Here is a 21,171-nt window from a genome sequence, read left to right as displayed (position 1 = left end):
TCAAGACTCCAGAGACGATATCCCCCTGCAGTTTAAATGGTTGTCCGCTCCTCTCACCTTTTGCAAACCGGCCTGACTTTCGATTGGATCAAGCTGACGGCTGAGCTGAAAAAGGTTTTGGATCCCAAGCGGGTGATTAGCAAGCCGGAGGAGCTGCTGGTCTACGAATGCGACGGGCTGACCAGCTACCGGCAAAGGCCGGCTCTAGTGGTATTGCCGCGCACAACAGAAGAGGTGGCCCAGGTGGTAAAGCTGTGCAGCCGCTACGGGGTGCCCTTTGTGGCGCGGGGATCCGGCACTGGGCTATCGGGGGGAGCGCTGCCTGTGGAAAACAGCGTCGTCATCGCTACCACCCTGATGAAGCAAATCCTGGAAATTGACTTGGAGAACCGCTGCATGGTGGTGCAGCCGGGGGTGATTAACGCCTGGATTACCCAGGCAGTGGCTGCCCAAGGCTATTTCTATGCCCCGGATCCCTCTAGCCAGTCAGTTTGCTCCATCGGCGGCAATGTGGCGGAAAACTCCGGCGGCGTCCACTGCCTCAAATACGGTGTAACAGCCAATCACATTCTCGGCCTGACGGTGGTGCTGCCGGATGGGGAGGTGGTGCGCTGGGGGGGCAAGATCCCGGAGATGCCCGGCTACGACTGGGTGGGCCTGTTTGTCGGCTCCGAGGGCACCCTGGGGATTGCTACCGAGATTACCCTGCGCTTGCTCAAGGCGCCGGCCCAGGTGCAGGTTTTGCTGGCGGATTTTAACAGTGTCGAGGCAGCAGGAGCTGCCGTTTCCGACATCATCGCCGCCGGGATCATCCCTGCTGGCCTGGAGATCATGGACAACTTCAGCATCAACGCCGTTGAGGATGTGGTGCAGTCGGGCTGCTACCCACGGGATGCGGCGGCCATCTTGCTGGTGGAGGTGGACGGCCTGGAGCTGGAGGTGGAGGAAGCCAGCCAGCAGGTAAAGGCCCTGTGCCTAAAAAACGGGGCGCGCCAGGTGCAAGTTGCCTCCAGCCCAGAAGAGCGGGCGCGTCTGTGGAAGGGGCGCAAGGCAGCCTTTGCCGCCATGGGCAAGCTCAGCCCCAACTACTACGTCCAAGATGGGGTGATCCCCCGCAGCCAGCTCGCCTATGTCCTGAAGGAAATCGAGCGCCTCAGCCGCGAGTACGGCTACCCGGTGGCCAACGTGTTTCATGCCGGCGACGGCAATCTGCACCCCTTAATCCTCTACGACGAGTCCGTGCCGGGATCCCTAGAGCAGGTGGAAAAACTGGGGGGCGAGATCCTCAAGCTCTGCGTGCGTCTAGGGGGCAGCATTTCTGGCGAGCACGGCATCGGTGCCGACAAGCGCTGCTACATGTCGGAGATGTTTACGCCCACAGACTTGGAGAGCATGCAGTGGGTGCGGCAGGTGTTCGACCCGCAGCGCCTCGCTAACCCTGACAAGATCTTTCCCACTCCCCGCACCTGCGGCGAGGCAGCCCACGCCCACCGGCAACCGGAATGGCAAGGGATCCCCGTTTTCTAGCTAACCTGTCGCTGCTGCTGCAGCTCGGCAAAGGCCTGGGCAAAGTCTTCCTGGCGGATGACCAGAGCCTTGGGATCCAACTCCTCAGAGGTGGCCCGGTGGCGGCGGATGGCAGCGATGGCGGCGCGGTTGCTCAATAGAGCAAGATCGGCCCCACTCCAGCCTTCCGTGCGCTCGGCCCACACCTCCAGATCCACATCTGGCCCTAGGGGCCGCCTGCGGTTGTGCACGGCCAGGATTTCCCGCCGTGCGGCGCGGTCCGGCAGTTCCACGCTTAGGTGCAGCTCCAGCCGGCCAGCGCGGGTGAGGGCGGGATCCAAACTGGCTTTGCGATTGGTGGCAGCCACCACCAAGACTCCCTGGCTGGGGCGGATCCCATCCAGTTCGGCCAGCAGTTGCCCCAGGACGCGGTCGCTGACGCCGCTATCTCCGGAGTAACTGCCCCGCGCTGGCGCCAGGGTGTCGATCTCGTCGATGAAAATCACGCAAGGAGCGCACTGGCGGGCACGGGCAAAGAGTTCCCGCACCGCCTGCTCGGAGGATCCCACCCACTTGCTCAAGAGCTCTGGGCCGGAGACAGCAATGAAGTTGGCCTTGGCCTGGGAGGCGATGGCCTTGGCCAAGAGGGTTTTACCCGTGCCGGGCGGCCCGCTGAGGAGGATCCCTTTGGGCGCATGGGCCTGGGCCTGCTCGTAGAGCTCTGGGTGCAGCAGGGATCCCTCAATGGCCTCCTGCAGCACCTGCTTGGCCTGCTCCAGGCCGCCAATTTGATCCCAGCTCACCTGGGGCGACTCGACTTCCACTGAGCGCAACACCGCCGGCTTCACCTGTTGCAGAGCTTCCTGAAAGTCCGCTGCCGTTACTTTCAGGGATTCTGGGATAGGGGATTCCAGATCCGGCACCTGGCGCCGTAAGGCCGCATAGGCCGCCGCCTGGCACAGGCCGCGCAGATCTGCCCCCACAAAGCCCAGCGTTTGCTCTGCCAGGCTATCTAAATCCACATCCTCTGCTAGGGGCATGTTGCGAGTGTGAATGGCGAGAATTTCCCGCCGCCCCTCCCGATCCGGCACCTTGAAGACAATCTCGCGGTCAAAGCGCCCCGGTCGCCGCAGGGCCGGATCCAGGGCTTCGGGCCGGTTGGTAGCCGCTAGCACAACAATGCCTTTTTGGGCCACAAACCCGTCCATCAGCCCCAGCAGCTGGGCCACCAGGCGTTTCTCCACCTCCCCCTCGACGGTGCTGCGGTTGGGCACAAGGGCGTCAATTTCGTCGATAAACACCAGGCAAGGGGCAGACTTAGCCGCTCTCTCAAACAGCTGCCGCAGGCGTGCCTCCGCCTCGCCGTAGTACTTGCCCATTAGCTCCGGGCCAACCACGGCAATGTAGTTCACCCCCAGACTCTCGGCCAGGGCGCGGGCCGTCAGGGTCTTGCCAGTGCCAGGGGGGCCAACCAACAACACCCCCCGGGGCGGCTCTAGCCCCAACTTGGCCAGTAGCTCGGGCCGCTTGAGGGGGATCTCCACCAGCTCCCGCAAGGCTTGGAGTTGCTCCTTGAGTCCCCCCACGTCCTTGAGGCGCAGCCCCGACCTCGACTCTGGGCGCTCAGCGGAGATTGGCCCACTAGCCTCGGGGGCTTCCTGGAAGCAGGTTGCAGCCATCCCCTGGAGCTTGCTGCTCCAGCCGGGATCCCCTGTCTGGAAGTGGCGGGGGATAGAACCAGAGCGAGGGATGGAGGTCGATAGAGGCCGGGTCTGGATGCGGATCTCGGTTCGCAGTTCTCCACTTTGTTTTTTCTCCTCCAGCTTTTGGGCCAGCTCGATCAACTGCTCTATGCCCTGGATAAAGTTGCTGAGATCCACCATAGCCAGGCTTTCCCCACCAGTTGACCTGCCAATGGACTCCTCCCCAGCCTTCCAGCCAACTCCCAAAAGGGGGAAGCTGGCGCCTAAGCCGCCGCTGGGCTGGGAGAGGGGCTGGGCGGGAGTTTGCGCACCTCAGAGCAGAAGGAAGCCATGCTAAAGCCGCCGAAGCGCTTGACAAGGCTAGTCCGCAGGCGCAGGTTGGGGCTGGCAAACCAAATGCGCTCCTCCGACTCAGTCATCTCGTACTCGGTGTAGAGGGTGAGGGCGCCATCGGCTCCCATCACGTAGGTACCGGCCACCGGCACTTTCTCGGCATAGCCTTGATCCCGCAACAGTTGCCCGCGCATGGGGTTGTCAGGATCGGGAATTGGAACCAGCACCACCTCGCCCTTGTACTCTTCGTTGTCCCAGTCCTGCTCCCCATTCCACTGGACTCGCGCCGCCCCCACGGCTCGCCGTGGATCTACCTTGAACAGCTCGCAAACCCGAATGACTTCCGGATCGGTTGCTGCCAGGGTAACAATTTGCAGCTGCGACCTTCCCCCTTCAGAGCGGCGAAAGGCCAGGTGATGGCTGGTGCGCTGACACATCCACTCGCCAGCGCTGAGGGCAAAAAACTCCATTACGGTCATCATGGCCGACGCGGATCCTCATCGATAGCAACCGGGATTTGCCGATTCTAGCTTGGGCTGTAGCCAGAGATTTGCTCTTGCCGAGTTTGCTGTTGCCGCCAGAACTGCTCTGCAAAGGCCACGGTCGGATGGAGGGGAGCTCGCGGCTTACTGCGCAGGATCATCCCTGCCTCTTCAGGGGTGCGGTCGCCCTTGCGCTGGTTGCAGCGCTCGCAGGCAGTCACCACATTGTCCCAGGTGTGGGAACCACCGCGGGAAAGAGGGATAACGTGGTCTAGGGTCAGGTTATGGGTGCTGCCGCAGTACTGGCAGGTGTAGTGATCCCGCCGCAGAACCTCGCGCCGAGTAACAGGGGGCACCCGCCAGGGCCGCTCTTTGCCCTTGATGGTGAGGCGAATGTGCTCAGGCACCTCGATGACCCGGCTGGGGGAGCGCACCTGCCACACCCGCACATCCATCATCCTCAGCGGCTCTGCTTTGCCTGTTAGCAGCAGTACAATCGCTCGCTTAATATTGACCCGGCTGATGGGCAAATAGTTTTGGGAGAAGACGACAATCGACTGTTCTAGAACGTTGGTGGCAGCAGTCATAGCCTGGCTTTTCCATCTGCCGCCATTGTCTTGGGAAATTGGGCCAATGGCAAGTTGGTTCTCTAGAGACCTGGACAGATGGGCTACTATCCGGGTGATGGTTGGAGCCCGTGCCTCCCATGACCCACCCGCTGTATGTTGCCCTGGTTTGGCACCAACACCAGCCCCTCTACAAAAGTCCGCTGGCAGGCAAATATCGCTTGCCCTGGGTGCGCCTGCACGGGATCAAAGACTACTTGGACTTGGTTTTGCTGCTGGAGCGCTATCCCCGCCTGCACCAAACGGTTAACCTGGTGCCTTCTCTGATTGTGCAAATTGAAGACTACGTGGCCGGCTCGGCCTTCGATCCCTACTTGGAACTGACCCTCTCCCCCGTTGAAAAGCTTACCCTGGAGCAGCGGCGCTTTATTGTCGAGCGCTTCTTCGACAGCCACTACCCCACCATGATTGAGCCCTACCCCCGCTATCGCCAACTCTACGAACAGCGGGAATCCCAAGGGATCAACTGGTGCCTACAGTACTGGACACCGCAAGACTTCAGCGACCTCCTGGCCTGGCACAATCTGTCCTGGTTTGATCCCCTCTTCCACGAAGATCCCGAGATCGAGGGCTGGATCAAGATGGGATCTGGCTTTACCCTTTCGGATCGGCAGCGGATCTACGCCAAGCAGCAGCAGATCCTAGCCGCCATCCTGCCCCAGCACGCCAAGTTGCAAAGTAGCGGCCAACTGGAGCTGACCACCAGCCCCTACACCCACCCCATCTTGCCTCTACTGGTGAGCGAGCGCTCGGCGCGGGTGGCTCGGCCTGGCCTGCCCCTGCCCCGCTACCCCTTCCACTGGGAGCAGGATGTCCACAGCCAGCTGGAGCGGGCCAAGCAGATCTACCGGGAGCGCTTTGGCCGCGAGCCGCGGGGGTTGTGGCCTTCCGAACAGGCGGTCAGCCCCGCTATCGTGCCTATCGTGCGCAAGCAGGGCTTTGAGTGGATCATCTCTGACGAGGGAGTGCTGGGCTGGAGCCTGGGCCAGCCCTTTCACCGCGACGGGCAGGGCCATGTCCTCGAGCCGGAAAAGCTCTACCGCCCCTACCGTCTGGAGAGCGAGGCAGGGGATCTGGCCATTGTCTTTCGGGATCACCGCCTTTCCGATCTCATTGGCTTTAGCTACAGCGCCATGCCTGCCGACGCTGCCGCCAAGGATCTCATTGGACACTTGGAGAACATCCGCAACCGCCTGCCTCCCGAACAGCCTTGGCTGGTCACCATTGCTCTGGATGGGGAAAATTGCTGGGAGTACTACCCCCAAGATGGCCGGCCCTTCTTGGAAAACCTCTACGCCCGCCTCAGCCAGCACCCCGCGCTGCGCCTAGTGACAGTCTCGGAGTTTTTGGAGCAGTTTCCCCCCACCGAGTTTCTGCCGGCAGAACAACTGCACAGCGGCTCCTGGATTGAGGCCGACTTTACCACCTGGATTGGGGATCCCGTCAAAAACCGCGCCTGGGAGCTCTTAGCCCAGGCCCGTCAGGTGATTCAAGATCACCCCCGCGCCAACCCCCAAGCCTGGGAAGCTCTGTGGGCCGCCGAGGGATCCGATTGGTTCTGGTGGTTTGGGGCAGGGCATTCTTCCGCCCACGACGCCGTTTTCGACCAGCTGTTTCGGGAACACCTGCAGGCAATCTACGTCGCCCTGGGGGAGGCGGTGCCGGCGGTGCTGCAGTTTCCCCTCGAGGATCACGACGGCCTAGGGGATCGGCTGCCGCAGGGGTTTATCCATCCCGCCATCAACGGCCGTCCCAGCGAACGGGAGTGGAGCCAGGCCGGGCGGGTGGAGATTAGCGCCGCCAGGGGTACCATGCACCGCAACAGCGCCGTCCGCCGCCTCTGGTATGGCTTCGACCACTTCCACCTCTATCTGCGGCTGGATTTTAACTCGGTGGTGCAGCGGCCCAAGCAATTGCTGGTGCTCTGGTTTTATCCCAACTGCATTACCCTTAACAGCCCCATCCCCCTGCAGGGACTGCCCGCCGAAGCCCCTCTTAACTACCTCTACCGCCACTTGTTGAGGCTGTCGCTGCCGCCCCCCAGTCAACGCCCGGCGGAGGTAGAGGCTCAACTTCTCCAAGCAGGGGAGTACCACACCTGGCACTCCCTCAGCCATCAGGTCAAGGCCGTGGTAGATACCTCCCTGGAGGTGGCCATTCCCTGGAGCAATTTGGGCGCCCAGCCAGGGCAGGAGCTGCAGTTTGCCATTGTGGCTGCTGACGGCGAAACCTTTCTGGAAGGGATCCCGCCCAAGGCCACCATTGCCCTGCGCAGACCCTAGCAAGTATCCCGCCTATGCAGCGCGAGCTTTACCCTCCCATCGAGCCCTACGACCAGGGCTTTCTGCCCGTCTCTTCCCTGCACACCCTCTACTACGAGCAGTGCGGCAACCCAGAGGGCAAGCCAGTGGTGTTTTTACACGGGGGGCCAGGGGGTGGGATCGAGCCCCTCTACCGGCAGTACTTTGATCCCCGCCGCTGGCGGGTGGTGCTGTTTGATCAACGCGGCTGCGGCCGGAGCCGCCCCTACGCCGAGCTGCGGGAGAACACCACCTGGGATTTGGTAGCCGATATTGAGAAGCTGCGCCAGCACTTGGGCATTGAGCGCTGGTTTGTCTTCGGAGGGAGCTGGGGCAGCGCCCTCGCCTTGGCCTATGGCCAGACCCACCCCAACTCCTGCCTGGGCTTTATCCTGCGCGGTATTTTCCTGCTGCGCTCCTTCGAGATCCGCTGGTTTTACCAGGAGGGGGCCAGCTACCTTTTCCCCGATGCCTGGCAACACTACCTCGAGCCCATTCCCCCCGAGGAACGGGGTGACCTGCTGGCAGCCTACTACCGCCGCCTTAACGACCCCAATCCGCAGGTGCGCCTGAAGGCAGCCCGTGCCTGGGCCATCTGGGAGGCCAGCACCAGCAAGCTTATCCCTAGCCCTGAACTCATCGAGCGCTTTGGCCAGGAGAGCTTTGCTGAGGCCCTCGCCCGCCTCGAGTGCCATTACTTCATCCACCGCGGTTTTTTGGAGACAGAGGATCAACTCCTCAAGGGGGTAGAGCGCCTGCGCCACCTGCCAGCCGTCATCGTCCAGGGGCGCTACGACGTCGTCTGCCCTCCCCTTTCCGCCTGGGAGCTACATCAAGCCTGGCCAGAGGCAGAGTTTCACCTGATCCCTGATGCTGGCCACTCCATTACCGAGCCTGGGATCCGCACCGCCCTCCTGGCGGCCACCGATTGCTTTGCCCAGCTCTGAGAACGGCTGCAAAGAGGGCCTGCCGTTGCCTAGCAGCAGCAAGCCTCAGCCTGACTCAAACTGAAGGGCTTCAGGATCTACGTAGTAGCAGCGGGCATTGTCCGCACAAATGAGCGCCCAGCCGTTGCAGTTAGCATCGACTAGGATGTACTCCGATTGCGGGATAAAATGACCCTGGTGGTTGCGGGTCTCCTCCTTGATCCAGACCGTCTGATAGTTCATCCCAGCGTCCCTCCAACTCCTCCTCAAAAAGACTTAAGAACAGGACTTAACCTTGCTGCAAACAGTGGCAAAGCTAGGCAAAAACTAGAGGCAACAAACTCAACCCCTTCTCGAGGTTCAGTAACCGAGCGCTCGAGGGTAGGTTAGCTAGGCTTTAACTGGGTAAGAGAAGTCTAGCACTGCCTCTATGAGAAGAGCGTTAAGAGTTACAGACTAAGGCAAAAAGCTCTGGATTTTCGTAAACTCTTGTTGCAAAATTGGCTCGAGCCCGCTTAGGCTTCTTCAAATGACCCGTGGTGAATCCTGCAACCCATTGAGGCGGCGATTCCCTCCCTCCGTCAAGTTGGATTTGACACCAGCAATCTGCTACCAGCGTGCCCCTGTTTTTTTCAGTTCCAGCGCCGCCAAGGTCAAGTCTACCCCGGGTTTTAGCTCAGCGCGGAGCTACGGGCACAGAGCTGCTCTTGCCCGCTCGCTCATCTGCTGAAGTGCACCGAGGTCGGGGAGAGGGATCCCTTCCCCTTCAGCAAGCCATAGCCAGTACTCGATGTTGCCGGCAGGGCCAGTGATAGGCGACCACGTATAGCCCTGCACCCGCCAACCGCGACTCACTGCCGCCTGCATCACCGTCTGGAGCACGCGAGCGTGGATAGCCGGATCCCGCACTACCCCCCTTTTGCCCACCTGGCCTCGGCCCGCCTCAAACTGCGGCTTGACTAGCAGCAAGGCTTCCCGCGGCGAGCGCAACAGCTTCCACAGAGGATCCAACACCTTAGTCAGGGAAATAAAGGAGAGATCCACCACTGCCAGATCCGGCCAGTTGGGAGTGGGCACCTCGGTTCCGTAGAGATCGGCCGGCTGAAGATAGCGCAAGTTGGTTCGTTCCTTAAGGATTACCCGCGGGTCGGTTCGCAAAGACCAGGCCAATTGGCCATAGCCCACATCCACCCCATAGACCCGCTGCGCCCCTCGTTGCAGGAGGCAATCGGTGAAGCCCCCAGTGGAGATGCCAGCATCCAAACAGATGCGACCCTGGACTTGAATGGGAAAAGCTTGCAGTGCCCCCTGAAGCTTTTCTCCTCCTCGCGAGACAAAAGCAGACTTGGCCTGGATGTGGACTACAGGATCTCCGCTTACCCAAGTTCCGGCTTTTTCCGCCCGTACTCCGTTGAGGAAGACTTCTCCCGCCAAGATAGCCCGCTGCGCCTGCTGGCGCGAAGAAAAATACCCTCGCTCCACCAGCCAGGTATCCAGGCGGACTCGCTCGGCCATGCACTAGCCACTGGCCTTCCACTCCATCAAGATAGACGACCGGGATCCCTTCTGTCAGCCGCGACTTAGCCAAAGCGCCCGCTCACATACTCTTCCGTCTCGCGGTTGGCGGGAGAGTTGAAGATCTTCTCGGTGCGGTCAAACTCTACCATTCGTCCGTAGCGGATCCCTCTCTCGTCAAGTTCAGTGTTGAAGAAGGCAGTGAAGTCGGACACGCGAGCTGCCTGCTGCATGTTGTGGGTGACGATGATGATCGTGTAGCGACGGCCCAATTCCTTAAGCAGCTCCTCAATGCGCAGCGTAGAAATAGGATCCAGCGAGGAGCAAGGCTCGTCCATTAGAATTACCTCCGGCTGAATGGCCAGGGTGCGGGCAATGCAGAGGCGCTGCTGTTGTCCACCGGAGAGGGAAAGGGCGCTCATCCTCAACTTATCTTTCACCTCATCCCAGAGAACGGCCTGGCGCAGTGCCCGCTCCACGAGCTCGTCCAGATCCCCCTGGTAGCCATTAATCCGGGGCCCAAAGGCAATGTTGTCGTAGATGGATTTGGGGAAGGGGTTGGGCTTCTGAAACACTAGGCCAATCCGCCGCCGCACCTCAGAGGGATCCACATCCGGGTCGTAGATGTTTTTCCCGTGGAAGATAACGGAGCCTTCTACCCTTGCCCCTGGGATTAAGTCATTCATGCGGTTGAAGCAGCGCAAAATAGTGCTCTTGCCGCAACCTGAGGGGCCAATGAAGGCTGTGATGTGATTTTTCGGGATCTTCAGGGAAACCTGCTTAACCGCCAGGTGGGAGCCGTAGTAGACGCTCAGATCCCGCGTCTCTAGTTCAACCTCCAACCGGGTGGATTGCTCAGGAGAGCCCGACTGGTCAGAGAGTGGAGAGCGCATAGGAGTGTTGAAAAAGATAACGTCGCTGCAAGGCTTAGATGGTGATGGCTTCTTGGCGACGACTCACAAGGAGTCGGAAACTGACGGTGGTGATCAGGGCCAAAATCACCAGAGCCAAAGCCCCTCCCCAGGCAAGCTTCTGCTGGTTTTCAAAGGGGACAAGGGCAAAGTTGTAGATCAACACAGCCAGCGAGGCCACTGGCTTCAACAAACCGCTGGGCCAGAGAAAGCTAAACAAAGCCGTGAAGATCAGGGGCGCCGTCTCACCTGCAGCGCGGGCAATGGCCAACGTCACCCCCGTCAGGATCACCGGCAGAGCCGCTGGCAACACCACGCGAAACACCGTCTGCACTCGCGAAGCCCCCAACGCATAGGCAGCAGCCCGCGTATCGGCCGGCACCAGGCGCAGCGCCTCTTCACAGGACAAAATGATGATAGGCAGGGTCAGCACCGATAGAGCCATCCCGCCGGCAAGGGCCGAGAAGGTTTTGGTGGAAAGCACCAGCACCCCATAGGCAAACACCCCGGCAATGATGGAGGGAACCCCCGTCAACACCTTGATAATGAAGCGCAGAAAGGAGGCCGCGGGGCTGTTTTTGCCAAACTCCGAGAGATAGATGGCTGCGAATAGACCAATGGGGAATGTGATGGAGATAGCAATCGACACCACAATAATCGTCCCCAGCACCGCATTGCCAAATCCGCCCGCCTGATCGCCCGGAGGAGGGGGAAGCTGGGTCAGCGTCTGCCAGCTCAGGCGCTCGATGCCCCTGGTGAAAACGTAGTAGAGGATGAGAGCCAGCACAAAAATGGCGAAGATGCTGGAGGTAGCTGTCAGCGCTGTCATTCCTACATCCAAGAAGATGCGCTGCCAGGGCTTCGCTCTGCGCTTAAACAAATTGCCTTGCTCTGTCGCCTGCACTTGCGCCGTCATGTTTCTCTACTCCCGCGAAGCTGTTAGCGCAAACTTGACACGGCGTATCATCAACTCCGCCGCAATGTTAACCACCAGAGTGATGGCTAACAGAATCAAGGCCACATACATAAGTGCTGCAACCTGCTCAGGGCCCGCTTCCGCAAACTCGTTGGCCAATAGGGCTGGGATGTTGCTGGCAGGAGCCAGAAGCGAGATGCTAATGCCGCGGGCATTCCCAATCAGCATCGCTACTGCCATCGTCTCCCCTAGGGCGCGTCCCAAACCCAAAACCACCGCTCCCAGGAGGCCGCCAATTGCTGCCGGCAGCACGACACCAAAGATGGCTTCCCAGCGAGTGGCTCCCATCGCATAGGCAGCCGCCCGCAACTCTGGCGGAACGGACACCAGCACTTCCCTGGCGATGGCAGTAATGATGGGGATGATCATGATCCCCAAGACAACCCCCGCTGTCAGCATCCCAGGCCCTACTGGTGGTGTGCTGAAAATGGGCAGCCAGTTGAAGTGCTGGAACAAAAACATCTGTACAGGGCGGAAGAAGGGGATGAAGATAAACAACCCCCAAATGCCGTAGACCACACTGGGAATGGCTGCCAGCAGCTCCACCACAATGATCAAGGCCGTGCGCAAGGACTTAGGCAAAAAGTCCTCGCTCAAAAAGATGGAGATGCCAAAGCTTAAGGGAACGCCCACGATCAGAGCAATCAGAGAAGTTACCAGTGTGCCGTAGATCTGGGGCCAAGCACCGTAGTTGTTCACAACAGGATCCCAGGTGGTGCCCCAGAAAAAGCCCAGCCCGAACTTCCGAATGGCAGGTAGCGCCTGAATCCCAATCTCCAGGGCAATCCACAACAGTAGGAAAGCCGAGAAAAAGACGGCGATCCGCGTTGCCCAAATAAATAGCCAGTCGCGCCAGCGCTGGAAGACGGGCCGGGGCCGAAATAGAGAACTGCTCTCCGAAAAGGTAGTGGTCATCTGCTGGGTAGGGGGTACAAACCTCTACGGAGTGATGCTTTCCAGGGCAGCCAGAGCTTTCTTCCGCGTTTCCTCCGGCAAAGGCACATAGCCCAGCGGCTCCGCAAAGGATTGCCCTTCGGTGAGGCCGTAGCGAAGAAACTCTTTGACAGCCTTGGAGGTTTCAGCTTTGGGGTAGGCTTTGTAAGCCAAGATCCACGTGTAGCCCACAATGGGGTAGGAGTCTTCCCCTGCGGGATCTGGGTCAACCCCCAGCAGCCGCTCGTCGAGCTTGATTCTCGCCAGCGCTGCCTGCTCCGTCTCAACTTTGGGGGTGACGAACTTGCCTGCCCGGTTTTCCAGGCGAGCGATATTTAGGTTGTTGAGCTTAGCAAAGCCGTACTCCACATAGCCGATTGAGCCAGGAATCTGCTTGATTTGTTCAGAAACGCCTTCGTTACCGCGAGCTCCCACGCCAGTTGGCCAGTTCACGGAAGAGCCACGGCCCACTTTTTGCCGCCATTCGGGGCTAATGGCGTTGAGGTGGGTGGTAAAGATGTCGGTGGTGCCACTGCCATCAGAGCGGTGCACAACAGTAATCGGCAGATCTGGGAAAGTCACGCCTGGGTTAAGGCCAGCCAGCAGCGGATCGTTCCAGTTCTTGATCTTGCCCAGGAAGATATTGACCAGCGCCAGGCGAGAGAGGCGAATTTCAGGACCTACGCCGGGGACGTTATAGGCTGCCACCACTGCCCCGCCCACCATAGGCACGGCCACCATGCCCTTGGGAGGTTTGGCTGCACCCTCAATCTGGCTAATCTCCTCAGGACGCGGCACGCTATCGGTGGCGCCGAAGTCGACAGTGCGGGCCACAAATTGCCGACGGCCAGCGCCGCTTCCCACCGATTGGTAGTTGACTTGGATGTTGGGGTTTTTCTTGCCAAATTCTTGGGCCCACTTTTGGTAGAGGGGGGCCGGGAAGGTAGCTCCAGCGCCGTTGATTATCGTCTTCTGCTGGGCAAACGCTCGCTGCCAGCCGGCCTGACTTGCCGCAAAACCAGCAGCAACTGCCGACAAGGACTTGAGGAAAGAACGACGACTCAAGGAATGCGACATCAACATACAGATACAGAAGATCTCTCCACTGAAGAGCGTGTCCTAGCCCAGGTCAAAAAGCTGCAACTGCGAAACCTAACTCCAAGAGTTCAGTCCACCGGGCCGAAGAAAGCACAGGATCTCGTTGAGACCCCAACCCTTGCAACTCAGCCGTTAAATGTAACGTAAGGTCAACCCTTTTTTGGTTAACAAGAGGTTAAATTCAGGTTATTTCTAGGCCCAGCAGCCGAGGTCGCGACTGTCGGGCTTAACCAGGGTAGAGACCCCAGGGGGAGGCTGGGGCTGGGCTGACATTGGTCGGGGGAATGCCTAGAATAGAAGGCTGTCAAGAGAGTGGGTGCCTTCCTCCTATGGCAAAAGATGTGCAGGTGATGCTGCGCCAGGCGGTTCCTGGGCTCGGCAAGCCGGGAGAGGTGGTGAGTGTCAGGCCGGGCTATGCCCGCAACTACCTTTTCCCGCGGCAGATGGCGGTGCGGCTTACGCCTGGACTTCTCAAGGAGCAGCAGATGCGGCGGGAGCAGGAAGCAGCCCGCAAGCTGGCTGAGAAGCAACAGGCGGAAAACTACAAAAAGGCTTTGGAGACGATTGGCCGTTTTGTCATCCGCAAGAAGGTGGGCGAAAAAGACCTGCTCTTTGGACAGGTAACTGCCAGCGATATTGCCGAGGTGGTGCTGGCTACCAGTGGCCTCGATATCGACCGCCGTAACGTCTTGCTCAATGAGGAGATTAGGAAAACTGGGGTTTACCTGGTGCAGGTGAAGTTACACCCCGAGGTTACCGCTACGCTGCGCATTCAGGTCACGCCTGAGTAGAAAAGAGGTTCTGGTTCAGACGGCTATGCCCACTTGGCCCGCTGCGCTAGGGTGTGCAGCCTAGCAGTCGGAAAGCGGGGGAGAGCTTGGTTTTTCTACCCTGGCTGGTGGTGATTAGCGATTACGACCTGACCGGTGGGGATCGGCTTCCGCCTCAGAACATAGAAGCGGAGGAGGAGATCTTGGGCGGCATCCTCCTTGACCCTGAGGCGATGGCGCGGGTGGCGGAGCTCTTGCGGCCTGAGATGTTCTACCTCTCCGCCCACCAGGAGATCTACCGAGCTGCTCTGCAGTTGTACAGCCAGGGCCAGCCCACTGACCTGACCACTGTTTCTGCCTGGTTGGCAGATCACCAGCTCTTGGAGCGAGTGGGAGGAACGGCGGCAATTCGCCGCCTAGTGGAGCAGACGGTTAGCAGTGTCAACATTGACCAGTATGCCCGTCTGGTGGTGGACAAATACATGCGCCGCCGGCTGATTCAGGTCAGCAACACCTTGGCGCGTCTGGCCTACGACACTAGCCAGCCTCTCCCTCAGCTCCTGGATCGAGCCGAGCAAGAGGTGTTCAGCCTCACCCAAGAACGGGTACAGCGCAGCCTTGTTCCAGCCTCGGAAGTTTTGGTAAACATCTTCTCAGAGTTGGAGGAGAGGTTCCAGAGCGGGGCTCAGATCCCTGGGATCCCGACCAAATTCATTGACCTCGACAACCTGACCCAGGGCTTGCAGCGGTCGGATTTGGTCATCCTAGCCGGCCGTCCCTCGATGGGAAAGACCAGCCTGGCTCTTAACATTGCCCAAAATGTGGCTGCCTACGTCAAGCAACCGGTGGCCATCTTCAGCCTGGAGATGTCGCGGGAGCAACTGGTGCAGCGGCTCTTGGCCAGCGAGGCGCGCATTGATAGTAGCCGTCTGCGATCCGGGCGCATCAGCGAGAATGAGTGGCAACGCCTGGGGCAGGCGATTGGCTTTTTGTCGCAACTGCCTTTGTTTATCGACGACACGCCCAACTGCACGGTTACAGAAATTCGCTCTAAGGCGCGGCGTCTGCAGGTGGAGCAAGGAGGGACGTTGGGGTTGGTGTTGATCGACTACTTGCAGCTCATCCAGGGATCTGAGTCCGACAACCGGGTGCAGGAATTGTCGCGCATTACCCGCGGCCTCAAGGCGCTAGCCAAAGAGCTGATGGTGCCGGTGCTGGTGCTATCTCAGCTCAGCCGGGCAGTGGAGTCGCGCTCAGACAAGCGTCCGCAACTGGCAGATTTGCGGGAGTCGGGTTGTCTAGCCGGCGATACCCGCGTGAGGGACGTGGATCGCGGCAAGATCTGGCGGCTGGAGCAACTGGCAGCCCTGCCGCCTTCAGCAGAACTGCCGCGCCTGCTTAGCCTCAATGGGCGCGGGCGGCTGGTGCCCCAACAGCCAGTGAGGGTATTTTGCAGTGGGCGGCAGCCCACATGTCTTCTAAAAACCCGCCTCAACTTTTCCATTCGTGCCACTGGCAACCACCCCTTCCTAACTCGGGACGGCTGGAAAACCCTCGACGAGCTGCAACTGGAGGAGGAGGTGGCGGTGGTGGTGCAGGAGGGGTTGATCTGGGATCCCGTCGTCTTCATTAGCGAGCCGGGGGAGCCGCAACCGGTTTACGACATCGAGATGCCCCGCCACCACAACTTTGTGGCCAACGGCCTGCTGGTGCACAACAGCATCGAGCAGGATGCCGACGTGGTGATGATGATCTACCGGCCCGAGTACTACGATCCCAACACCAGCGATCGCGGAATTGCGGAGGTAATTGTTGCCAAACACCGCAACGGCCCCACGGGCACGGTGCGCCTTTTGTTTGAAAGCCAGTACACCCAGTTTCGCAACTTGGCGGATCCCTATCGGTGAGCGAAAGCCGCAGCAGAAGTAGATCGGGACTCCTTTCAAGGACAGGTCCGGGGTGCGAGGTGTTAGCCTGAGATTGCCCCCCTAGGGCAGGTCGCTGTTGCTGGCTACCTCCCTCTGCCTAAAGCCATATGTTCAAAAGCCTGTTGATCGCCACCGATTGCCGCGATGGACTGCAGCGTTTTGGCAAATGCCTAGAAGAGCTTTACCTGAATGGGATTGAGCGCGTTGCCTTTGTGCATAGCGTCGCTCGGCAGGACGACGACATTGGCCTTCCCGAAGACCTCACCCCCAAAGTGCAGGCGCAACAGGCTCGCTTACAAGAGGTGTTGAGCGCCGTTCCTGCAGGGCTGGAAGTCAAAGTCTTGGTGCAGGCGGGCAAGGCGGTGGATCTGATTTTAAGAGGGATCCAAACCTGCAGCTCCGACTTGCTAATCACAGGCATGGGGATCCACAATCTGCTCACCGAAAAACTGTTTGGAAGCACCACCTTGGAGCTGCTGCCGAAGCTGACCATCCCGGTAATGGTGATGCGTCCGCAACTCATCGCCGCCTTTACTCTGGAAGAATTGCGCCTGCGCAGCCGCCACCTATTTCGCTCCCTCCTAGTGCCTTTTGACTTTGAGGAGCCCCGCCGGCAGCTCCTCAGCCGTCTTGGCCAACTGCTGCCAGGAACTTCCCAGTGTCAGGCCATTACGCTGCTCTATGTGGTGGATCCCAGCGCCCGCCGCAACCAGGGATCGCCGGCAGAAGAGCTCAAGCGCAGGGCCGAGGCCGACTTGGCCCGGTTAGTCGAACCGCTGGCCGAGCAGGTAAAACCGGTGCAGTTGCGGGCCTTGGTGCGGGTGGGATCCCCGCTTCAGGAAATCCTAGCCACCGCTGCTGAGGAGGACATGACCGCCATTGCCACCGCCTCCCCACGGGTGGGGACCTTTTGGGAGTGGTCAATCCGTAGCCTCACCGGCGAGATTCTACGGCAAAGTTGGCATCCGGTGTTGTTTTTCCCGCGCGGTTCCTTAGCGCAGTAGAGCTGCCCAACCCCCCTTCTATGCCGCTTGACCAAACCTTGAAGGAACTGTTCCAGGCGGTGGCTCAGGGGAAGCTCTCTCCCGAGCAGGCCCTGCAAGCCTGTCGCTTCCTGCCTTTTGAGGCGGTAGGAGACTTCGCCCGTGTGGATCACCATCGCCTTCTGCGCACCGGCTTTCCCGAAGCCGTGTGGGGGCCGGGCAAAACTCCCGAGCAGATTGCCCAGATTCTGGAGCGGCTGCACCGCCAGGGATCCCTAGCTTTGGCCACCCGCGTCGATCCCTCGGTCTACGCCCAAGTTCGCTGCTGCTTGCCCCAGGCCCAGTATTCTCCTGTAGCGCGCTTGTGCTGGATCCCTCCCCAAAAGGTGCATAGCTATCCCGGCCAGATTAGCGTGATCTCCGCTGGCACTGCCGACGTGCCGGTGGCTGAAGAGGCCGCTCTCACCGCCGAGCTCTCCGGGTTTCAGGTCAACCGCCTCTGGGATGTGGGAGTGGCCGGGATCCACCGCCTGCTGCACCACCGCGCCGCTCTGGAAGCCGATGTGCTCATTGTAGTGGCAGGCATGGAGGGAGCCTTGGCCAGCGTGGTGGCGGGCCTGGCAGACTGTCCGGTAATCGCTGTGCCCACCAGCGTTGGCTACGGGGCCAGCTTCCAGGGCTTGGCTGCCCTACTGACCATGCTCAACTCCTGTGCGGCGGGAGTGGGAGTAGTGAACATCGACAACGGCTTTGGGGCGGCCATTTTGGCAGGCCAGATCCTGCGCTGTGGACAGCGGCTAGCGACGCGATTGCCTTCGCCTGCAACCCCTGGAGATAGGGAAGGTTAAGAAATGTAAAACGATCCTGAGCTGGACAAGCTATACTCGGGCCATAGCTATGCTGGAGCTTTGAATTTCTCCGCTGGGAGGAAGCTGAGGGGTCGAGCCTTTCTCCAGCTACCCTTCTTGGGGCGCTTCCTCAACGACCACAAAAATCTTCCGAAAGGGGGGTTATGGACGTAGGATAGCAGTCTGGGGTTGGCTGCACGGGACGAACGACTCTTTGACCGGAGCACAGGAAGCTCGCTGCTATGTCAATCAAGGCAATAGACACCGCTGTGGCTCTTGTTCAAGGGATAATTCAGTCCTTTAGTTGGGCGGATCTCTTTTTGGTGGTGGCTCTGGTGTTTTTGGAAGCAGCCCTCTCTGCCGATAACGCTGTCGCCTTGGCTGCTTTGGTCAAGCATTTGCCCACCCCCCAGCAGCAGAACCGGGCTTTGCGCTGGGGCATCGTCGGCGCCTATGGCTTTCGTATTGCCATCGTGTTTGCAGCGGTGTGGTTGGTCGAGTACCCGCCCGCGCGATTCTTGGGGGCCTGCTACCTGCTCTGGCTGGCCTGGCAACATTTTCGCGGGGAAGAAGAAGGCCCAGCACAGGACATCACTCGCCAGGCCAATTTTTGGCAAACGCTGGTCATGGTGGAGCTCACCGACCTTGTGTTTTCCTTCGACAGCATTGCTGCTTCCGTGGCCGTCTCCCGCAAGGCGTGGGTGATCATCCTTGGCGGCATCCTCGGCATTACCCTGATGCGCTACATGGCCTCTTTGTTCTTGCGCTGGCTGGATGAGTTTTCCCGCCTGGAAGATGCTGCCTTTGCCATCATCGCCCTAGTGGGAAGCCTCATGCTGCTGGAGGTGTTCTTCCCCCAGATCGAGATCCCGGACTGGGGAATGGTGGTGGCTGTGTTCCCTGTGTTTGTCTGGGGCTTCTCCCAGCGCCGCAGTCCTTCTCCCCCAGCCGTGGCCCAGCCAGATTCGGCTCTGCCCCGTTTAACAGAGGAGATCCCTGCCGGCTTAGCCGCTCTTGCTGAAGTGGAGTCTGCCGCCGAGCTACAGTTGGACTAAATCGCCAGCAGGTTGTCCGGGCAGGGGAAGGGCCTTGTAGACTAGCAGTGGAGGCAAGCCACCGGAGGAACGTACCCTGATTCCGCAGTTTTGCCGGAAGTGGTGGACAAAGTGCTGCCAGCAAGCCATTGCCACAAGCAAGGACAACCACCAGAAGCCCCCAGCAGGGGTAGAGGGTGGACACTCTCCAGCCAAGGTAGACGAGCCGATCCCTCTGGTAGAGCTGCGGCAGGTCTCTAAGCGCTTTGGGGCTACGGTGGTGCTGGATCGGATTGACCTCAAAGTGTACCGGGGCGATGCCCTAGGACTGGTGGGGCCTTCCGGTACTGGCAAGTCGACCCTGTTGCGCATCATCGCGGGCCTAACGGAGCCCGACGCTGGCGAAGTGCTCTGGTGCGGTATTCCTTTGCCAGAGATTCAGGCCGGCCACCGCACTCCTCCTTTGCGGCTGGGCATGGTATTTCAGCAAGCGGCTCTATTCGACTCCCTAACGGTGGAGGAAAACGTCGGTTTTTTGCTCTACGAGCACTCGCGGCTGCCGCGAGCCCGCATTCGGGAACTGGTGGCGGCCAAGCTGGAGGCGGTGGGGCTGGCGGGTAAGGAGAACAGCCTGCCGGAAGAGCTCTCTGGGGGGATGCGCAAACGGGCTAGCTTTGCCCGCGCCATCATAGAGGATCCCTCTCTGCCCCAAGACGAGCCGCAACTGCTGCTTTACGACGAGCCCACAGCGGGCCTGGATCCCATTGCTTCCACCGTAATCGAAGACCTCATCCGGGATCTGCAACAGGTGAAAAAAGCTTGCGAGAGCTACATCGTCGTAACCCACCAGCACAGCACCATCTACCGTGCCACCGACCGCGTTGTGCTCTTGGCCCAGGGGCGGGTGCAGTGGGAGGGATCCGTGCAAGAGATTGAGACGAGCGACAACCCCTTTGTGCGGCAATTCTTCAGCGGTAGTGTAGAAGGGCCAATTCAAGTGGCAGGGCAGGTGTGATGCGTTCGCGAGCCATCCGAGAAGGGGCAGTGGGCCTGTTGATCTTGGCGGGGGTTCTGATCTTTGCCGGGCTGTTTCTGTGGATCTACAACCTGCGCTTTGGCAGCCGCGGCTTTCGGTTTACCGTTACCTATCCCGGCGTGGCCGGCCTGGCGGAGGGCTCTAGCGTGCGGCTGCGGGGGGTAGCTGTGGGCCGGGTGGAGCGCATCGTGCCTCAGGCAGCTCAGGTGGAGGTCCAGGTGGCCATCGACCAGCCCTTGATCATCCCTCGCGATGCTCTGTTTATTACCCAGCAAACAGGGTTGGTGGGGGAGACGGTGGTGGACATCTTGCCTAGGGGGAGTGTCGAGGGGGCAGTGGGATCCCCCCTAGCTGCCGATTGCGACCGCAGCCAAATCATCTGCGATGGCGATGTGGTGGAGGGCACACCGGGGGTGGATTTTGGCCAGTTGCTGATTCGCCTGGAGCGGTTGCTTGCACGGGTTGACGATGATGAGGTTTTTAGCACCCTTAACGCCACCCTAGAAGGGATCACCCGCGCTGCCGACAGCGTGGCCAACCTCTCGGAAACCCTGGAAGAGCGGGTGGCAGCCCTGCGCACGGAAGATCTGGACTTGTTGGAATTTACCAAGGCGGCTAGAGCAGTGAGCCAAACTGCCACAAGTCTCCAGGAGGCTGCCGACCAGTTCACGGCCCTGCTTCTAGAAAATCGCGCCTCGCTCCAGGCCGCCCTAGAGAATATCCAGCAGGTGAGCGCCGATCTGGAGGCGATGTCGAGCGCGGTTCGCCCGCTGCTTACCGATCCGCAACTGCAGGAGGAGGTGCGCCAGATCCTAGTAGGGGCACGAGTAACGGTGGAGAACGCGGCCAAGGCCACTGAGGATCTGCGGCAGCTTGCGGCTGCCCTAAGCGACCCGGGCACCCTAGCAACCTTGCGCCAAACCCTGGACTCCGCCCGCATCTCCTTTCAGAACGTGCAAAAGATCACGGCTGACATCGACGAGCTTACCGGGGATCCCCAGTTTCGCCGCGCCCTGCGAGAGCTGGTGTTGGGGCTGAGCAACTTGGTTTCCAGCGCCCCTTCCAACAACGGGATTCAGCCCGCTGCTGCCCAAGTCGCGCCCGTTTCTTTTACCCTCGCCCCTATGGGGCAGCAGCCGGTTCCCCAAGAGAAAGCCAAGATCCCTGCCGAGATCCGCTCCCCTAGCAGCGGCAAAAGCCATTGAAGGGATCCCGAAGCTGGGGTAGGCTTTGCGGGTATAGGACGCCGCGCCGTTGACCAGG

At 60.1% G+C, this 21,171-nt stretch carries 19 protein-coding genes; 10 read left to right on the top strand and 9 right to left on the bottom strand.

Annotated elements, in window-relative coordinates:
- The first annotated feature begins 36 nt into the window (after positions 1 to 36).
- The gene (glcD, locus tag NW804_RS00335) at positions 37 to 1,527 is read left to right on the top strand and encodes a glycolate oxidase subunit GlcD (RefSeq protein WP_414422580.1); all 1,491 of its coding nucleotides are present in this window, start codon (positions 37 to 39) and stop codon (positions 1,525 to 1,527) included.
- Here the strand turns inward: glcD and NW804_RS00330 are convergent.
- The 3 genes from NW804_RS00330 to NW804_RS00320 form a co-directional block, all read right to left on the bottom strand.
- Positions 1,524 to 3,389 carry an AAA family ATPase gene (locus tag NW804_RS00330; protein WP_414422579.1) on the bottom strand — a complete coding sequence of 622 codons (1,866 nt, stop codon included), beginning with the start codon at positions 3,387 to 3,389 and terminating at the stop codon, positions 1,524 to 1,526. The genes glcD and NW804_RS00330 overlap by 4 nt on opposite strands.
- 83 nt (positions 3,390 to 3,472) lie before the next feature.
- On the bottom strand, positions 3,473 to 4,021 hold the full coding sequence (locus NW804_RS00325; RefSeq protein ID WP_414395120.1) for a phycobiliprotein lyase: 549 nt from the start codon (positions 4,019 to 4,021) through the stop codon (positions 3,473 to 3,475).
- A 47-nt stretch (positions 4,022 to 4,068) separates the two neighbouring features.
- The gene (locus NW804_RS00320; protein ID WP_414410920.1) at positions 4,069 to 4,611 is read right to left on the bottom strand and encodes an HNH endonuclease; all 543 of its coding nucleotides are present in this window, start codon (positions 4,609 to 4,611) and stop codon (positions 4,069 to 4,071) included.
- 119 nt (positions 4,612 to 4,730) lie between these two features.
- On the opposite strand from NW804_RS00320, the gene NW804_RS00315 reads away from it, so the two are divergent.
- Positions 4,731 to 6,932, top strand: a complete 2,202-nt coding sequence (locus NW804_RS00315) for a glycoside hydrolase (RefSeq protein WP_414420418.1) — start codon at positions 4,731 to 4,733, stop codon at positions 6,930 to 6,932.
- A 14-nt stretch (positions 6,933 to 6,946) separates the two neighbouring features.
- Positions 6,947 to 7,897, top strand: a complete 951-nt coding sequence (gene pip, locus NW804_RS00310) for a prolyl aminopeptidase (protein ID WP_414422578.1) — start codon at positions 6,947 to 6,949, stop codon at positions 7,895 to 7,897.
- Between the two features lie 45 nt (positions 7,898 to 7,942).
- Here the strand turns inward: pip and NW804_RS00305 are convergent, their stop codons facing one another.
- From NW804_RS00305 to pstS, 6 genes are all read right to left on the bottom strand, one after another.
- Positions 7,943 to 8,119, bottom strand: coding sequence for a hypothetical protein (locus tag NW804_RS00305; RefSeq protein WP_414420417.1), 177 nt, complete (start codon positions 8,117 to 8,119; stop codon positions 7,943 to 7,945).
- A gap of 444 nt (positions 8,120 to 8,563) precedes the next feature.
- On the bottom strand, positions 8,564 to 9,391 hold the full coding sequence (locus NW804_RS00300; RefSeq protein WP_414410924.1) for a TlyA family RNA methyltransferase: 828 nt from the start codon (positions 9,389 to 9,391) through the stop codon (positions 8,564 to 8,566).
- A gap of 65 nt (positions 9,392 to 9,456) precedes the next feature.
- Positions 9,457 to 10,284 (bottom strand): phosphate ABC transporter ATP-binding protein PstB, encoded by an 828-nt coding sequence (gene pstB, locus NW804_RS00295; protein ID WP_414422577.1) that lies wholly within the window; start codon positions 10,282 to 10,284, stop codon positions 9,457 to 9,459.
- A gap of 34 nt (positions 10,285 to 10,318) precedes the next feature.
- A complete protein-coding gene (pstA, locus tag NW804_RS00290) occupies positions 10,319 to 11,218 on the bottom strand; it encodes a phosphate ABC transporter permease PstA (RefSeq protein ID WP_414422576.1) in 900 nt (299 codons plus the stop codon).
- A 6-nt stretch (positions 11,219 to 11,224) separates the two neighbouring features.
- Complete coding sequence (pstC, locus tag NW804_RS00285; RefSeq protein WP_414422575.1) at positions 11,225 to 12,193, bottom strand: phosphate ABC transporter permease subunit PstC; 969 nt, start codon at positions 12,191 to 12,193, stop codon at positions 11,225 to 11,227.
- A gap of 24 nt (positions 12,194 to 12,217) precedes the next feature.
- Positions 12,218 to 13,294, bottom strand: coding sequence for a phosphate ABC transporter substrate-binding protein PstS (gene pstS / locus NW804_RS00280; protein ID WP_414422574.1), 1,077 nt, complete (start codon positions 13,292 to 13,294; stop codon positions 12,218 to 12,220).
- A 344-nt stretch (positions 13,295 to 13,638) separates the two neighbouring features.
- On the opposite strand from pstS, the gene rplI reads away from it, so the two are divergent.
- The 7 genes from rplI (at position 13,639) to NW804_RS00245 (ending at position 21,113) form a co-directional block, all read left to right on the top strand.
- A complete protein-coding gene (rplI, locus tag NW804_RS00275) occupies positions 13,639 to 14,100 on the top strand; it encodes a 50S ribosomal protein L9 (RefSeq protein WP_414346619.1) in 462 nt (153 codons plus the stop codon).
- 128 nt (positions 14,101 to 14,228) lie between these two features.
- Positions 14,229 to 15,986 (top strand): replicative DNA helicase, encoded by a 1,758-nt coding sequence (gene dnaB, locus NW804_RS00270; protein ID WP_414402224.1) that lies wholly within the window; start codon positions 14,229 to 14,231, stop codon positions 15,984 to 15,986.
- 128 nt (positions 15,987 to 16,114) lie between these two features.
- Positions 16,115 to 17,011: a universal stress protein gene (locus tag NW804_RS00265; protein WP_414422573.1), complete on the top strand. Its 897-nt coding sequence runs from the start codon at positions 16,115 to 16,117 to the stop codon at positions 17,009 to 17,011.
- Between the two features lie 20 nt (positions 17,012 to 17,031).
- Positions 17,032 to 17,838 carry a nickel pincer cofactor biosynthesis protein LarB gene (gene larB, locus NW804_RS00260; protein WP_414422572.1) on the top strand — a complete coding sequence of 269 codons (807 nt, stop codon included), beginning with the start codon at positions 17,032 to 17,034 and terminating at the stop codon, positions 17,836 to 17,838.
- 242 nt (positions 17,839 to 18,080) lie between these two features.
- Positions 18,081 to 18,893: a TerC family protein gene (locus NW804_RS00255; RefSeq protein ID WP_414422571.1), complete on the top strand. Its 813-nt coding sequence runs from the start codon at positions 18,081 to 18,083 to the stop codon at positions 18,891 to 18,893.
- A gap of 256 nt (positions 18,894 to 19,149) precedes the next feature.
- A complete protein-coding gene (locus NW804_RS00250) occupies positions 19,150 to 19,887 on the top strand; it encodes an ABC transporter ATP-binding protein (protein WP_414395097.1) in 738 nt (245 codons plus the stop codon).
- Positions 19,887 to 21,113, top strand: a complete 1,227-nt coding sequence (locus NW804_RS00245; protein WP_414422670.1) for an MlaD family protein — start codon at positions 19,887 to 19,889, stop codon at positions 21,111 to 21,113. Before NW804_RS00250 ends, NW804_RS00245 begins: the two co-directional genes overlap by 1 nt.
- Positions 21,114 to 21,171 lie beyond the last annotated feature (58 nt).

Source organism: Synechococcus sp. WC10meta (assembly GCF_047461475.1).
The sequence above is the reverse complement of the archived record's forward strand: the minus strand, read 5'-3'. Positions and strand labels throughout refer to the sequence as shown.

Excerpts from the sequence above, each read along its gene's own strand:
- glcD (WP_414422580.1), top strand. The coding sequence starts at position 37 with ATGGTTGTCCGCTCCTCTCACCTTTTGCAAACCGGCCTGACTTTCGAT.
- NW804_RS00330 (WP_414422579.1), bottom strand. The coding sequence starts at position 3,389 with ATGGTGGATCTCAGCAACTTTATCCAGGGCATAGAGCAGTTGATCGAG.
- NW804_RS00325 (WP_414395120.1), bottom strand. The coding sequence starts at position 4,021 with ATGACCGTAATGGAGTTTTTTGCCCTCAGCGCTGGCGAGTGGATGTGT.
- NW804_RS00320 (WP_414410920.1), bottom strand. The coding sequence starts at position 4,611 with ATGACTGCTGCCACCAACGTTCTAGAACAGTCGATTGTCGTCTTCTCC.
- NW804_RS00315 (WP_414420418.1), top strand. The coding sequence starts at position 4,731 with ATGACCCACCCGCTGTATGTTGCCCTGGTTTGGCACCAACACCAGCCC.
- pip (WP_414422578.1), top strand. The coding sequence starts at position 6,947 with ATGCAGCGCGAGCTTTACCCTCCCATCGAGCCCTACGACCAGGGCTTT.
- NW804_RS00305 (WP_414420417.1), bottom strand. The coding sequence starts at position 8,119 with ATGAACTATCAGACGGTCTGGATCAAGGAGGAGACCCGCAACCACCAG.
- NW804_RS00300 (WP_414410924.1), bottom strand. The coding sequence starts at position 9,391 with ATGGCCGAGCGAGTCCGCCTGGATACCTGGCTGGTGGAGCGAGGGTAT.
- pstB (WP_414422577.1), bottom strand. The coding sequence starts at position 10,284 with ATGCGCTCTCCACTCTCTGACCAGTCGGGCTCTCCTGAGCAATCCACC.
- pstA (WP_414422576.1), bottom strand. The coding sequence starts at position 11,218 with ATGACGGCGCAAGTGCAGGCGACAGAGCAAGGCAATTTGTTTAAGCGC.
- pstC (WP_414422575.1), bottom strand. The coding sequence starts at position 12,193 with ATGACCACTACCTTTTCGGAGAGCAGTTCTCTATTTCGGCCCCGGCCC.
- pstS (WP_414422574.1), bottom strand. The coding sequence starts at position 13,294 with ATGTTGATGTCGCATTCCTTGAGTCGTCGTTCTTTCCTCAAGTCCTTG.
- rplI (WP_414346619.1), top strand. The coding sequence starts at position 13,639 with ATGGCAAAAGATGTGCAGGTGATGCTGCGCCAGGCGGTTCCTGGGCTC.
- NW804_RS00265 (WP_414422573.1), top strand. The coding sequence starts at position 16,115 with ATGTTCAAAAGCCTGTTGATCGCCACCGATTGCCGCGATGGACTGCAG.
- larB (WP_414422572.1), top strand. The coding sequence starts at position 17,032 with ATGCCGCTTGACCAAACCTTGAAGGAACTGTTCCAGGCGGTGGCTCAG.
- NW804_RS00255 (WP_414422571.1), top strand. The coding sequence starts at position 18,081 with ATGTCAATCAAGGCAATAGACACCGCTGTGGCTCTTGTTCAAGGGATA.
- NW804_RS00245 (WP_414422670.1), top strand. The coding sequence starts at position 19,887 with ATGCGTTCGCGAGCCATCCGAGAAGGGGCAGTGGGCCTGTTGATCTTG.